Source organism: Paraburkholderia haematera (assembly GCF_905220975.1).
Lineage (GTDB): Bacteria > Pseudomonadota > Gammaproteobacteria > Burkholderiales > Burkholderiaceae > Paraburkholderia > Paraburkholderia haematera.
On record NZ_CAJNBK010000001.1, the window covers coordinates 439555 to 453541 of the forward strand.

11 protein-coding genes are annotated in these 13987 nt (G+C 63.3%); 5 read left to right on the forward strand and 6 right to left on the reverse strand.

The genetic code is table 11. The features are described from left to right. Positions 1-757: 757 nt before the first annotated feature. On the reverse strand, positions 758-1969 hold the full coding sequence (locus tag KHO23_RS02030; protein WP_211609209.1) for an MFS transporter: 1212 nt from the start codon (positions 1967-1969) through the stop codon (positions 758-760). Positions 1970-2358: 389 nt separating this feature from the next. On the opposite strand from KHO23_RS02030, the gene xdhA reads away from it, so the two are divergent. The 3 genes from xdhA to xdhC all read left to right on the forward strand — a co-directional run bounded on the left by xdhA (position 2359) and on the right by xdhC (position 7034). Beyond that, positions 2359-3888 (forward strand): xanthine dehydrogenase small subunit, encoded by a 1530-nt coding sequence (gene xdhA / locus KHO23_RS02035; RefSeq protein ID WP_211609211.1) that lies wholly within the window; start codon positions 2359-2361, stop codon positions 3886-3888. 27 nt (positions 3889-3915) lie between these two features. Continuing rightward, positions 3916-6282 carry a xanthine dehydrogenase molybdopterin binding subunit gene (xdhB, locus tag KHO23_RS02040; protein WP_211609214.1) on the forward strand — a complete coding sequence of 789 codons (2367 nt, stop codon included), beginning with the start codon at positions 3916-3918 and terminating at the stop codon, positions 6280-6282. 185 nt (positions 6283-6467) lie between these two features. Beyond that, positions 6468-7034, forward strand: a complete 567-nt coding sequence (gene xdhC / locus KHO23_RS02045) for a xanthine dehydrogenase accessory protein XdhC (RefSeq protein WP_211609218.1) — start codon at positions 6468-6470, stop codon at positions 7032-7034. A 129-nt stretch (positions 7035-7163) separates the two neighbouring features. Here the strand turns inward: xdhC and KHO23_RS02050 are convergent, their stop codons facing one another. The 3 genes from KHO23_RS02050 to KHO23_RS02060 form a co-directional block, all read right to left on the reverse strand. After that, positions 7164-8144: a LysR substrate-binding domain-containing protein gene (locus KHO23_RS02050; protein ID WP_211609220.1), complete on the reverse strand. Its 981-nt coding sequence runs from the start codon at positions 8142-8144 to the stop codon at positions 7164-7166. Between the two features lie 225 nt (positions 8145-8369). After that, positions 8370-9014, reverse strand: a complete 645-nt coding sequence (locus KHO23_RS02055; protein WP_211609222.1) for a 2-hydroxychromene-2-carboxylate isomerase — start codon at positions 9012-9014, stop codon at positions 8370-8372. A 94-nt stretch (positions 9015-9108) separates the two neighbouring features. Beyond that, positions 9109-10560 carry a TAXI family TRAP transporter solute-binding subunit gene (locus KHO23_RS02060; RefSeq protein ID WP_211609224.1) on the reverse strand — a complete coding sequence of 484 codons (1452 nt, stop codon included), beginning with the start codon at positions 10558-10560 and terminating at the stop codon, positions 9109-9111. Between the two features lie 683 nt (positions 10561-11243). Here KHO23_RS02060 and KHO23_RS02065 point away from each other — a divergent pair. Then, a complete protein-coding gene (locus KHO23_RS02065) occupies positions 11244-11597 on the forward strand; it encodes a BON domain-containing protein (RefSeq protein WP_211609226.1) in 354 nt (117 codons plus the stop codon). Positions 11598-11917: 320 nt separating this feature from the next. Further along, complete coding sequence (locus KHO23_RS02070; RefSeq protein ID WP_211609228.1) at positions 11918-12166, forward strand: hypothetical protein; 249 nt, start codon at positions 11918-11920, stop codon at positions 12164-12166. A 58-nt stretch (positions 12167-12224) separates the two neighbouring features. Here KHO23_RS02070 and KHO23_RS02075 read toward each other — a convergent pair whose 3' ends face one another. Together KHO23_RS02075 and KHO23_RS02080 are read right to left on the reverse strand one after the other, a co-directional pair. Then, positions 12225-13013 carry a sulfite exporter TauE/SafE family protein gene (locus KHO23_RS02075; protein WP_211609230.1) on the reverse strand — a complete coding sequence of 263 codons (789 nt, stop codon included), beginning with the start codon at positions 13011-13013 and terminating at the stop codon, positions 12225-12227. Between the two features lie 203 nt (positions 13014-13216). Continuing rightward, positions 13217-13870: a LysE family translocator gene (locus KHO23_RS02080; RefSeq protein ID WP_211609237.1), complete on the reverse strand. Its 654-nt coding sequence runs from the start codon at positions 13868-13870 to the stop codon at positions 13217-13219. Between the last annotated feature and the right edge of the window lie 117 nt (positions 13871-13987).

Consider the following 13987-nt stretch of genomic DNA (forward strand, 5'->3'; position numbering starts at 1 on the left):
TAATTCTTAAGCGGGTCCCCCGCGCAGCCACGGTAGTGGTGCATCTGGAATCTGTGTTCTCGCACATTCGGCGTGAGTGACAAAGGACTCATTTGTTCCCACTCCGCACTGCGTGCGTCGCGGATGGGTCTGCGTGGGAAACCAGGGGCTTTGTTTGCGCTTGGTGGGGACCATCGGCTTCGCCTCGGCGCGGTCGGGTCTGCGAGGCGAACGCGGGACTTCGGTTGAGGTGCGTGATGGCCACCGGCTTTGTCTTGACGAGGTGCCAGAAATTGCATCTGTTTCAGGACGTGCAGCCCGCCGCTCCGAGCGCAGACAAGCCGTGGCAGCGCTCGTGGGCATTAATTCGCACTTCGAATGAAGCACTAGCGCATTGGAGAGGGGGATACGCCGGCGAGTCGCTGCGGCAGGTGAAGCTCGCGCGCGAAACTGAACAGATGGTTCGGGGAAATACGCGTCGGCGCGCGCAGCGCCGCCGGAAGTATGACTGCCTTGTCACTGACGCCGAATGCGCGAGGGCACCGATTCCAGATGCACCACTACCTCCTCCAAGCCAGGGGCCCCGCTTAAGAATTAGCGGTTTGAGCCGCTTTCTCTTGCTTACTTCTCTTTGCGGCAGGCAAAGAGAAGTGAGTGCCGCCCCGCACAGGGGCAACGCTAATAAACCACTGACAAATCAAGGAAAGGCCAAGAATTCCAGATCAAGGAAAGGCCAACACCACAAAAACACAAACAAAGCGCCGCACAGGCAAAAAAATCAGGTCGCCGCAGGCGCATTAGGCGCTCTCGAATTCCGCAAATACATCATCGTCGACAGCACGACAGCCATTGCAGAAGCCACCGCTGCAAAAAGAAACACCTGCGCGTAGCCGAATTCTCCAGCGATATACCCGGCCAACGGCCCAGTAATCCCCAGCGAGAGATCGAGAAACACAGAATAGGCCGACAACGCCGCCCCACGGCTAGCAGGCGGCACCAGCCCAACCGCTTCAACACCGAGAGCCGGGAACACCAAAGCAAACCCAAACCCGGTCAACGCCGCCCCCGCGAGGGCAATATGCGGCTCAGGCGCGAGCCACAACATCAACAACCCGGCGCACTCAAACGAAAACGAAGCGATCGCAACGCGAAACCCACCATAGACCTTGATCGTATTAGCGAACAATAAACGCGCACCGATAAACAGCGTGCCGAAAACAGTCAACGACAAAGCCGCATTAGGCCAATGCCGCGCGGCATAAAACAGCGTGATGAACGTCGCAATCGACCCAAAGCCGGCCGAGCCCAGCGCCAACCCGATCCCGTGCGGCAGCACCCGCGTCAACACGCTCCCGTACGACATCCGCTCACCATGCACAACCGGCACCGGCGCAATGAGCCGGGCCAGATAAAAACCGAGCCCCGCCAGCAGAATCACCAGAATGCCCAACGCGGCGAACCCGATCGAATGCGCGATCGCGACCCCAAGCGGCGCGCCAACCGCGAGCGCGCCATAAGTCGCGATGCCGTTCCACGAAATCACCCGGGCATTGTTGCTGGTGCCCACGCGGCCGATACCCCACAGAATCGCCCCGGTGCCGCACAGGCTTTCCCCGAATCCAAGCACAAGGCGGCTGCACACCAGCAGCCCCAGGCTCAACACCGGCCAGCGCCCGCACAACACGGCCGCCAGCAACAAAATCCCGCTCGCGCCGCAACCCAGCAAGCCGATCGACACCGTCCGCTTCGGTCCCAACGTGTCCGCCGAACGGCCGGCGAGCGGTCGCGACGCGAGCGTCGCCAGGTACTGCACGCTGATCGCCGCGCCAGCCAGGATCGCGCTGTAACCCAGGTCGTCGTGGACGTAGCCCGGCAGCACCGCGAGCGGAATTCCGATCGTCAGATAGCAAAGAAACGTGAAAAAGACGACCGGAATGATCTGCATGGTCGTCGCAAATTCGCTGCGAGGTGTCGCTGAGTCGGTAGACATGGGGAAAACGAGACTTGAAAACGGCGGAAAGGCGTGATTTTCCCATGGAACCGATTCCCTTGCAGGAGTTGCTTAATAATTTCGGCGGCCAAAAAAGGGTGCCGGAGTCATATAGTGGTTCGTTTTCACCCCGCGCGAGCGGTGTTTTCATGCGCAGCGAGCCAAGAAGCCTCAACCGACAATGGCAATAATTCTTCAATATTTATAAAAATGCAGTAAAACGGCCATATCAACATAAGCCAGCCGACCCTCAAACCCATCTCTATATCGTTTCGCGGATATGTCCCGCATGCGATCCCTGCTATGGGTTGGATTTATTGATGGTGATAGTTTTCGAACCATCATCGCAGCACGTCCCAACGGACACAGAACATTGAGAGTAACGAGACATGACTGAGCCGATTCGCTTCTACCATCGCAACGCGATCCGTGAGATCAAGGATGCGCCCGTCACCCGCACCGTCCTGCAGTATTTGCGCGAGGACGCGCATTGCACCGGCACCAAGGAAGGCTGTGCCGAAGGCGATTGCGGCGCGTGTACGGTCGTGATCGGCGAGCGCAACGAGGCAGGCGGCGTCGACTTCAAGGCGGTCAACGCCTGCATCCAGTTCGTGCCGACGTTGGACGGCAAGGCGCTCTACACCGTCGAAGACCTGCGTCAGCCGGACGGCTCGCTGCATCCGGTGCAGGAAGCGATGGTCGAGTGCCACGGTTCGCAGTGCGGCTTCTGCACCCCAGGTTTCGTGATGTCGATGTGGTCGCTGTACGAGAAGCACGGCCACGAACATAGCTGCGCGAACAAGACCGTGCCGTCGCGCGACGCAATCAGCAACGCGCTGACCGGCAATCTGTGCCGTTGCACGGGCTATCGTCCGATCGTCGACGCGGCTGTGCGCATGTTCGAAGCCCCCGCACCGAAAGCGCCGGTCAATGTCGAGGCGCTCTCGAAAACGCTTGCCACGATCGAGCGCAAGGACACGTTCCACTACCAGCACGCCGGCCAGCAGTTCGACGCGCCGCGCACCATCGCCGCACTCGCGAAAATCAAGGAAGCCGAACCGGCCACCCGTATTCTCGCCGGCAGCACGGACATCGGCTTGTGGGTAACCAAGCAGATGCGCGAGCTTGGCAACATCGTCTACCTCGGCCAGATCGCCGAGTTGCAAAAGCTCGAAACCAATGACGACTGGATCGAGGTCGGCGCGGGCGTGACCGTCGAAAAGGCCTACGCGGAAATTGCGAAGCAATATCCGGAACTCACGGAAATGTGGCAACGCTTCGCGTCGCTGCCGATCCGCAATGCGGGCACGCTTGGCGGCAACATCGCCAACGGTTCGCCGATCGGCGATTCGATGCCTGGCCTGATCGCGCTCGGTGCGCATGTGATCGTGCGCGGCGGCGAGATCGAACGCGAAATGCCGCTCGAGGATCTGTACCTTGCGTATCAGAAGAAGGACATGGCCGAGCATGAGTTCGTCGTCGGACTCAAGGTGCCGACCCGCACCGGCGCGCGCAAGAACCTGCAGTTCCGCACCTACAAACTGTCGAAGCGTTTCGACTCGGACATCTCGGCTGTGTGCGCCGCGTTCTCCTTCATCGCCGACGGCAACGTGATCCGCGAGCCGCGCATTGCGTTCGGCGGCATGGCCGCTACCTCGAAGCGCGCGACGCACGCCGAAGCCGTGTTGCGCGACGCCGAATGGCACGAAGCCACCGCGCAGGCCGCGATGCTCGCGCTTGGCAACGACTACGCGCCGCTGTCCGACATGCGCGCGACCAGCAACTACCGCCTCGAAGCGGCGAAGAACACGCTGTACCGCTTCTGGCTCGAAACGCGTCCGAACAATCCGCTGCCGAAGAGCGCACTGGATGTTCGTGCAGTTGCCGCTGCCTGTGCCCCGGCCGGCGCGAGCGCCTAAGACGCCAAGAATACGGAGAACACCAGAATGAATCAGCACGCCGAACCGTTCCTGAAAGACCTTCAGGATCTCGACGACTTTACCCAGGTCCACATCTCGCGCCCGCACGAGTCCGCGCATTTGCACGTCAGCGGCCGCGCCACGTACACCGACGACATTCCGACGCTCGCCGGCACGCTGCACGCCGCGCTCGGCTTGTCGCCGAAAGCGCACGCGAAGATCGTCTCGATGTCGCTCGACAAAGTGCGCGCCACGCCCGGCGTGGTCGCGATCTTCACCGCGGACGATATTCCCGGCGTCAATGACGTCGGCCCGATTATCCACGGCGACGATCCGATTCTCGCCAACGGTCTCGTGCAGTATGTCGGCGAGCCGATGTTCATCGTGGTCGCGACCTCGCATGAAATCGCACGCCTCGCCGCGCGCCGCGCCGAAGTCGTCTACGAAGAGTTGCCCGCGATCCTTACCGCGCAACAGGCTCGCGCCGCGAATCAACACGTCTTGCCGCCGATGAAACTCGCGCGCGGCGAAGCCGGTGCGAAGATCGCCGGTGCGGCGCGCCGCGAAGCCGGCGAGATGCTGCTTGGCGGCCAGGAGCAGTTCTATCTGGAAGGCCAGATTTCGTACGCGGTGCCGAAGGACGACGACGGCATGCACGTCTATTGTTCGACGCAGCACCCGACTGAAATGCAGCACATGGTCGCGCATGCGTTGGGCGTGGCGTCGCACAACGTGCTGATCGAATGCCGCCGTATGGGCGGCGGTTTCGGCGGCAAGGAATCGCAATCGGGTCTGTTCGCGTGCTGCGCGGCGTTGGCCGCATGGAAGTTGCTGTGCCCGGTGAAACTGCGTCCGGACCGTGACGACGACATGATGGTCACCGGCAAGCGCCACGATTTCCACTACACCTATGAAGTGGGCTACGACGACAAGGGCGTGATCGACGGCGTGAGCGTCGACATGACCTCGCGTTGCGGCTTCTCCGCCGACCTGTCCGGTCCGGTGATGACGCGTGCGCTGTGCCACTTCGACAACGCGTACTGGCTCTCCGACGTATCGATCGACGGCTTCTGCGGCAAGACCAACACGCAGTCGAACACCGCGTTCCGCGGTTTCGGCGGCCCGCAAGGCGCGTTCGCGATCGAGTACATCATGGACAACGTCGCGCGTTCGGTGGGCGAAGATTCGCTCGACGTGCGCCGTCGCAATCTGTACGGCAAGACCGAGCGCAACCAGACGCCGTATGGCCAGGTAGTCGAAGACAACGTGATTCACGAGTTGATCGACGAACTCGAAGCGACCAGCGAATATCGCGCACGACGCGCGGCGATCAACGAGTTCAATGCGAACAACGAAGTGCTGAAGAAGGGCATGGCGCTCACGCCGGTCAAGTTCGGCATCGCGTTCAACGTGACCCACTTCAACCAGGCCGGCGCGCTGGTGCACATCTACACCGACGGTTCGGTGCTGGTGAACCACGGTGGCACCGAAATGGGCCAGGGTTTGAACACGAAGGTCGCGCAAGTCGTCGCCCATGAACTGGGTATCGGTTTTAATCGTATCCGCGTCACGGCAACGGACACGAGCAAGATCGCCAATACGTCGGCGACCGCTGCATCGACCGGTTCGGACCTGAACGGCAAGGCTGCGCAAGACGCCGCGCGCCAGTTGCGCGAACGTCTGTCGGCTTTTGCCGCGGAGCGTTTCGGCGCAGGGCAGGTGGCCGCCTCGGAAGTGCGTTTCGTGCATGACCGCGTGGTGGTCGGCGAGATGATCGTGCCGTTCGAAGAAGTGATCGCGAAGGCCTACGTCGCGCGTGTCCAGCTCTGGTCGGACGGTTTCTACGCGACGCCGAAGCTCTACTGGGATCAATCGAAGCTGCAAGGCCGGCCGTTCTACTACTACTCGTACGGCGCGGCCGTGTCGGAAGTGGTGATCGATACGCTGACCGGCGAAATGCGCGTGCTGCGCGCGGACGCATTGCATGACGTGGGCGCATCGCTGAACCCGGCGCTCGACGTCGGCCAGGTGGAAGGCGCGTTCATCCAGGGCATGGGGTGGCTCACGACCGAGGAACTGTGGTGGAACGCAGGCGGCAAGCTGATGACGCACGCCCCCTCCACCTACAAGATTCCGACCGTCAACGATACGCCGCCTGATTTCCGCGTGCGTCTGTTCAAGAATCGCAATGCGGAGGACAGCATTCATCGTTCGAAGGCGACCGGCGAGCCGCCGCTGCTGCTGCCGTTCTCGGTGTTCTTCGCCGTGCGCGATGCCGTGTCGGCCGTGGGTGACCACAAGGTCAATCCGCCGCTGAATGCACCCGCAACCAGCGAGGAAATCCTCAAGGCAGTCGGCGCGGTGCGGGCAGCAACCGTGGCGGCGCGGCAGTAGGCGTTGCGATGAGCGTGTGACGCTGGCGTGAGCGCCGCGCCACGCCGGAGATTGCGGAGGAACTGGCGGTCGCCGGCAGGACCTTCAGTGCAGCCGGCAGTCGGCGACCAACAGCCGCGAGCAGCCGTTAGAAACCGTCGGGCAGAGTAATCGTGCAAATATCGAAACCCACTGGATTGATCGCCATGAACGACTTTTCTTCCGTTCAGATCGGCCGGCGCAGCGCCGTGGAAGCGGCGCGTCCGGCGCCCATGCACATCGTGCTGTTCGGCGCGGGACATGTCGGGCATGCACTCGTCACGCTGCTCGGCAGCTTGCCGTGCGTCGTCCAGTGGGTCGATGAGCGCGACGAGCTGTTCCCCGACGAAACGCCGGCCAACGTGCAGGTCGAAGCCACCGACACACCTGATGCGATCGTCGATACGGCGCCGCCCGGCGCGTATTTTCTCGTGATGACACATAACCACGCGCTCGATTTTTCACTCGCCGCGCGCATCATGCGGCGCCGCGATTTCACCTACTTCGGCATGATCGGGTCCAAAACGAAACGCGTGAAGTTCGAGCGTCGTTTGCTGGATCGCGGGGTGGAGCTGGATCGGCTGGTGGAGATGACGTGCCCGATCGGTGTGACGGGGATTGTCGATAAAGCGCCTGCGTCGATTGCGGTCGCGGTGTGCGCCGAGTTGCTGCAGATTCGTGGGCGCGAGGCGAGCGCGCAACTGACAACGAAAAAGCTCTGCGCGAGCTTGTGAGCGGGCGGGCGAGGCGCTTCGTGTACGGGGTTTAACACGAGCCTCGTAGCGTGAGGCTGATCACACAAGGCTCGCAATATAAGCCGTTCAGCGTAAAACCTTCACGCCCCCAGACATCCATCCACAACGTCAGTCCGCCGCGGCTGACGTTTCCTTTTTCGGCGGCCGTTTCGCGCGCCGCGCCTTCTGCGCAACCAGCCCATCCGACACTTGCGACATCAAGGTACGCAGCCAGCCGACATCGCTCGGCCGGTCCGGCTGCGGATGCCATAGCTGATAGCACTTGATGCGTGGAAACGGAATCGGCACGTCGACCACCGCGAGCGGCAGGATGCTCGCGTAGTGCGTCGCGAATCGCCGTGTCGTCGTGAAAATCAGATCCGATTGCAATAGCGTTTGCGGGACGAGGCCGAAGTAGGGCAGCGTGGCGACGATGCGCCGCTCGGCTCGGGCCCGCGTGAACCCGATATCGACAGCACCGCCGCTGGCGCCGCTATAGGGCGTCGGCGCGAGATGGGGTGCGGCGAGATACGCTTCGCGCGTGAGCGGCGTGCGTGCGAGCGGATGATCGGCGCGCATCAGGCACACCACCGTATCGGAGAACAGGTCGCTGCGCTCGAAACGCGGATCCGGCTTCGGCCAATTGCCGATCACCAGATCGAGTTCGCCCGCATCGAGCGCGGCCGAATGGTCGAGCATCGGGCTCAGCGAATCGATCTCCAGCCGCGCATGCGGTGCCGCTTCGCGAAACTGTGCGATCACGGTCGGCATGAAGAAGTCGTTCAGATAGTCCGGTGCGGCCACGCGGAACGTGCGGCGCGAGCGGCCGGGATCGAAGTCGCCGTGCGGCGTTGCCACGAAATCGACTTCGCGCAGCACACGTTGCGCCGAAGCCAGCAACGATTCGCCGTATTCGGTCGGCACCATGCCCGACTTGCCGCGCACGAGGATCGGGTCGTTCAGCGTCTCGCGCAGTTTGCGCAGCGCGGTGCTGATGGCGGGCTGGGTCTGGTTCAGGCGCAGTGCGGTTTGTGTGACGCTGCGCTCGACGATCAGCGTGCGCAGCACGCGCACGAGCCAGATATCGAGGGAAGCGGCGGAGTCGTCCATGGTTTAGGCGAGGCGGTGCAAGCAGGTCGGGCCCGGATGAAGCGTCGTACGGAGCCGCCCGCGAGCCGGATCGCGAGAGCGGGGCGCAAAGGTTATAACCTTAGGCCCGTTTGCGGTGTGACGGCCATAGCGGGCACGGTATGGCCGGCATCAGGACGGCCTTTTTGACGCAATCACGTCTGAAACGGCAGGCCTGTTCGCACCAACCTTACGTTTTGCCTTCGTTTAGTTGTCCGCCAGGCCCGAAGGCAGCGAACTGATCCGCTTCACTTCTTTCGAGTCGAGCCAGTTGGGTGTGCGAGCGCAATACAGCACCATGGGCAACGCGTCTTCGCCCCAGAACAATTGATTGTTCAGACGGAAGGTCGGCACGCCGTAGACGCCCAGACCGATCGCATCCGCGGTGTTGCGCTGCAACTGCGCTTTCACGTCTTCGTTCCTGATGAGTTCCGGGCCATTCGGCACGCCGACGCGCTCGCACAGTTCGGCGAACGCCGCATCGCTCGACGGATCGCGGCCTTCGCGCCAGATGAAGCGGAAAATATCGCGCACGAAGCCGATATCGGCCTTCACCGCGGTGGCGAGCAGGAGCGGCTTCATCGAGTCGAACGGATGGGCCGGCGGCATCTTGAACGGAATGCCGAGTTGGTCCGCGCGAAACAGCGCGTGGCGGTACATGAAGGTGCGCTTCTCGGGCACGCTGTAAGCGGGCCGCTGGCCCCAGTGGCGATACAGGTCGTTCAGCACGACCGGCGTGAAGGCGAAGTCGAAGCCCGGCCATTTGTCGTGTTGCTCGAGCAACAGGTATGTGAACGGCGAGACAAAATCGTAAAGCCACAGCGGTTGCGTGGCGTCGATGCCAACGGTCATGAATGTCTCCCGGATTGCCTGATCCGAACGGCGTTGTCTGCTGGACCGTCGGAATTGTAATGATCTTACGCGGTGCAGCCGCTACTTGCACCGGTCAAAATGACTTTGGGTCCGCGGCGGCCGGCACGGCGGACGCCGAACCCGGCTCGGGATCCTCGCCAGGTTGACCCGGTTCGTCCGATTCACCCGCTGTGTCGCGCTGAGCGTCGCGGCTATGGGAGAGCCGCTCTCGCACGAAACCGATATGCTCGCGCAGCACATAGAACTGATCCGCATAGGCAAGCGGCATTTTCAGACCGTTCACCGATTCTTCAATCGCATCGAGCCGTTCGATCAGCGAGGCGCGTTCGGCGGCCGAGTACTCGCTGAGCGCGCTTCGTTCGATCGCGATCAGCGAGCCGTACCAGCGGTAGATACGCGATTTCACCCGCCACGCGTACAGCGACGGCACGACGCGCAGCGCCGGAATCAGCAGCACGATCAGCGGCACCACAACCACCAGCAGCCGGTCCGCAAGACTGGCCAGCCAGAACGGCAGGATCCGGTAGAGGAAGCCCTTGCCTGACTTGTAGTAACGGGCGGCGTCGTCGCTGATCGGGAAATCGTGGGCGAGCGGCGCGGGGAATTCGCCGGCGCGCTGCATGACGTTCGGCTTGCCGTGCACCTCGCGCGCCGCTTCAATCAGCAGATCGGAAAGCGCGGGGTGCAGGGAATCGCGCGCCACCAGTTCGGCGGTCGGCGCCACCATATGAATTGGTGTGGACGGCAGGTTCTTGCCCAGGTCGAACGCGCCCATCGGCATTTCGAGTTGCGTGAGATACGGAAAACGGCGGGTGTAAGCATCGGCCTGGGTGAAGTCGTAGAACTGCACATTCGGCGTGCGATAGAGCTTGCCCATTACCGCCGGTTGCGCCGAATCGCCGGCCAGAAAGGCTGCGTCGACTTTGCCGGAGACGAGTGCCTGGGCGGCGTCGTCGCCCGAAAGCGGCAGCAGTTTGGTCGGGCCGCCGGGCACGATGCCGTTGGCCTTGAGCAGCGCGAGCGCCAGTTCGCGCGTGCCGCTGCCCTCGGCGCCGACCGCGAGGCGCAAACCCTTGAATTCGGAGAGCCGCGCGACCGTCGGCCCGTGATAGAAGATCGCCAGCGGTATATAGGCCACGCTGCCGAGCGACATCAGTCCCTCGCTGGCCGGGCCGGGCGCGACGCCGTCCTGCACGAAGGCGACGTCCACATTCGACTTCGGGTCGGAGAGCCGCTTGAGATTCTGCAGCGAGCCTTCCGAGGACAACACGTTCAGGGTGATGCGGTTGCGCGCCAGAATCGCCTTGTACTTCTGCGCCGCATTCCAGAAGGTGCTGCCTTCGGGGCCGGCGCTGATCGTCAGCGTATTGGGCGGGGCGGGCTGGATCAGGCGCACGGCGACCCAGATTGCCGCGACGGCGATCAGCAGGATCGGCCCGAACGAGACCGCCAGATCGCGCCAGGAGATCGCCACGAAACGGGCGACGAGACGGGGAGGGCGTTTGCGGCCGGTGGCTGGCTTCATCAGGTGACGTGATGGCTACGGTCGAAAGTGAACAGGGTGGTGGCGCTCTGCGGCGCGGGAACCGGGACGGGGCGCTCGCGCCATGCCGGGCTGGCCGCCGCGCAAGACGCACGCGCCGCACGGCAGCGCGCGTCGCGCCGATGGTACCTGAGAATCGAGCAGCGGCGCAGCGTCCCGCCTGGGAGGGTGCCGTCAAACCCGTAACAATTCGTGAACAGCGCGTGAACAGCGTGTGAACGGCGCGTGAATACTTCATGGATGGCCGATGAACCATTTCCGGACCAGAAATATGATCGGCGCATGAATAAAACACGATCGATACGCGCGTGACAGGCCGCGGGCACCCCGAGGTATGACTAAACCCTTTGCGCTTCTGGCGCGGCTAGATTAAATTGTGCATCGCTGCCGCGAACAGACGTTTGCGCGGCGTGACCCGGCACGACAGACAAGAACCGGGCGCGCTGGCGGACTTCGCGGCTTGCCGGCTCCCGTACCGCATTGCATGCGTGGCATCGCATGCGACTAACGGCGGCCGGCCTCTCTCGCCTCTCGCACATCGTGTTGCAGCCATAGTCGGCCGTTGCTGAGCCGCGCCTTGCCGCGTCTGAAGCATGGCCGCCCGTAGTCGTAACGAAGCCGCTTGTTATATGCGGTCCAATGTGTAGCTAAGGAGAAAAGAAACTATGAAATCGGTCGGTTTTCTGAAAACGCTGGGTTCGGTCGTGGCAATGGTGGTGGCGTGCAATGTGTACGCTCAGGCAAGCGATGCAACGGCAACGGGCACGACCGCAACGCCGGCTGCAAACAGCAAGGCCGTCAAGAAGGCCAACGGCCAGCTGGGCCGCAAGGTACGCAGCGCGCTCGCCAAGGCGCAAGGTATCGACGTCTCGAACATCGCTGTGCGTGCTCGTGGCGGCGCGGTGACCCTGACGGGTTCGGTGCCTGACCAAGGCCAGATCGACGCTGCCGGCGAAGCGGCCAAGGGCGTCGCCGGCGTGACGTCGGTGTCGAACAAGCTGACCGTGGTTCAGCAGTAAGACGGCTGCACTGAGCCGGCCGGATTAAGCGGCCAGGCATAAGCGGCTTGCAGCAAGCGCACGAGGCTGCATCCGACGTTGCACGCGATTCGAAATCGCAATGCCCCATCGTGATGCATGCCAGTGCGAGGGTTCCGGCGAATAGCCGGAACCCTTTTTTTAGATTTATTTTTCGTAGTGGCGATTTTTGACGCGGTGATGATGGTTCATACCCGCTCCGGGCTGAACGCCGGCACCGCAACGGCCGGTCTGTGCGCCGTGACACACAACTGACGCGCCGTGAAGCGTACTGTGATGCGAGGGGAACCGGAGCCTACGCCATGGACATCATGCTTTTGCGCTATACCGATCTGCCGATCAGCGATCGGGCGGCTTTTGAACTGGTGTGCGCGCGGCACGGATTTGCGCCGGCGCATTTCGACATCAGCGCCTGTCCGGATCCGGACGATGCCGCGCACGAGCGCCTCGTCACGGTGCGGCGCGGCGGCTGGGCGCAGTCCTATCACGACCATCATGGCCAGTGGGTCAGGCAGTTCGAGACCGATCTGACCTGCAGGTTCTTCAAATAGCGTGGCTTGGGTGCGGTGGCGCTTCCGCCACTGCTTTCGCCACCGCTTTACCGCCGCTTCATGCCAGCACGAGGCGCACGCCGACCAGCGTGAGCGTAGCGGCGAGCACGTTGCGCAGCAGCGCGTCCGGCGCGCGTGACGACAGATAGCTGCCGATCGCGATGCCCGGCAACGAGCCCACCAGCAGCGACAGCAGCATCGACCAGTCGACCGAACCCAGCAGCCAATGACCCGCGCCCGCCAGCAGCGTGAGCGGCACCGCATGCGCGATATCGGAGCCGACGATGCGCGTGGTCGGCAGCAACGGATACAGCAGCAACAACACCGTCACGCCGATGGCGCCCGCACCCACCGACGTCAGCGACACCAGCACGCCCAGCACCGCGCCGGTCAGCATGGTGAGCGCGAGCGTACGGCCTTGCCTGGGGGCGCGCTGACGGCGCGCGGCGAACGCCGCGAGTTGCGGGCGGAAGACCAGCGCCACGGCGGTCACCAGCAGGGCGACGCCGAGCACGATCTGGATCAGCCGGCTCGCGCCCGGCGTGTCCATGCCGTACCGGTGCAGCAGGATCAGGGTGAGGGTCGCGGCCGGCACGCTGCCCGCCGCGAGACGCAAGGTGATCTGCCAGTCGACGGAGCCTTTCAGGCCGTGCACCAGCGTACCGGTCGCCTTGGTGGCGGCCGCGTATAGCAGATCGGTGCCGACCGCGGTGGCCGGATGCACGTTGAACAGCAGAACCAGGATCGGCGTCATCAGCGAGCCGCCGCCGACGCCCGTCAGTCCGACCAGAAAACCGACGAACAGGCCGGAGACGGAGTACAGCAGATTGATGTGGGGGAGAGCCATTGAGCAGACCGCTGACGGTCGGGTGGGTTGGGCAGGTTAGGCGACAAGGCCGGCGCGCGCCAGCCTTCGAGCGTCGGCGAAGGTCGGCGACAGGCCCGGGACGGCGCGGCGAAAACCGCTATTGTCGCAAAACTGCCGCGCTTGCGTAGGGTGGGCGGCGAGGCGGCCTTGAGCACCCCCTGCGCGACGCCCCCAAACCGCATTCAAAGCGCGCGGCGAATCTCGACGATACCGAACGCCGCCAGCGTGAATCCGACGATCCGGTCGATCGCCACGCGCAACTTGCTGCCGATCGCGTGACGCGCGAGCGACACCACGGTCACGAGAAAACACCACCACGCGATCGAGCCGCAAAACACGCCGCCTACCGTGGTCAACGCGATGCTCGAAGAAAACGCACCACGCGGCGCGAGCGTCGTGAACAGCGCGGCGAACATGATGACGGTTTGCGGGTTGGTCAGCGTAAGCAGCAATGAACTCGCATACGCGCGCAGCGCGCCGGTGCGGCCCACCTGCGCGAGCTTGCCGTTGGCGTCGCTGCTGCCATTACCGTTGGCCGCGTCGGCGGGCGCTTTTTGCAGCAAGGCACGCACGCCGAGATACAGCAGGAACAGACCGGCGAGCAGATGCAAGGGCCGGTCGTAGGCAAGCATGAACTGCGAAATGCCGACAAGGCCGAGTGCCGCGATCAGACCATAAGCCGCATCGCCGGTCGCAATGCCGAAGCCGATGGCGAGCCCCGCGCGCGGACCGCCCGTCAGCGTGCGGCGGATGCATAGCATGCCCATCGGACCGACCGGTGCGGCAATCGCGAGGCCGACCCCGGCGGAGGTGGCGAAAAGACTGGCGGTGGACATGGCAAATCCTTTTTAGATTGTTCTGTATGCGATCGGCCTGCGCGAGGCCGTACCGAGTCAACCTGCGCAGTTTGACACACCATCCGCCTTCACAACCTCGCGTGCGATCAACGACGC

Bases quoted from the DNA above. Each gene is read 5' to 3' on its own strand.
- KHO23_RS02030 (WP_211609209.1), bottom strand. From the start codon at position 1,969: ATGTCTACCGACTCAGCGACACCTCGCAGCGAATTTGCGACGACCATG.
- xdhA (WP_211609211.1), top strand. From the start codon at position 2,359: ATGACTGAGCCGATTCGCTTCTACCATCGCAACGCGATCCGTGAGATC.
- xdhB (WP_211609214.1), top strand. From the start codon at position 3,916: ATGAATCAGCACGCCGAACCGTTCCTGAAAGACCTTCAGGATCTCGAC.
- xdhC (WP_211609218.1), top strand. From the start codon at position 6,468: ATGAACGACTTTTCTTCCGTTCAGATCGGCCGGCGCAGCGCCGTGGAA.
- KHO23_RS02050 (WP_211609220.1), bottom strand. From the start codon at position 8,144: ATGGACGACTCCGCCGCTTCCCTCGATATCTGGCTCGTGCGCGTGCTG.
- KHO23_RS02055 (WP_211609222.1), bottom strand. From the start codon at position 9,014: ATGACCGTTGGCATCGACGCCACGCAACCGCTGTGGCTTTACGATTTT.
- KHO23_RS02060 (WP_211609224.1), bottom strand. From the start codon at position 10,560: ATGAAGCCAGCCACCGGCCGCAAACGCCCTCCCCGTCTCGTCGCCCGT.
- KHO23_RS02065 (WP_211609226.1), top strand. From the start codon at position 11,244: ATGAAATCGGTCGGTTTTCTGAAAACGCTGGGTTCGGTCGTGGCAATG.
- KHO23_RS02070 (WP_211609228.1), top strand. From the start codon at position 11,918: ATGGACATCATGCTTTTGCGCTATACCGATCTGCCGATCAGCGATCGG.
- KHO23_RS02075 (WP_211609230.1), bottom strand. From the start codon at position 13,013: ATGGCTCTCCCCCACATCAATCTGCTGTACTCCGTCTCCGGCCTGTTC.
- KHO23_RS02080 (WP_211609237.1), bottom strand. From the start codon at position 13,870: ATGTCCACCGCCAGTCTTTTCGCCACCTCCGCCGGGGTCGGCCTCGCG.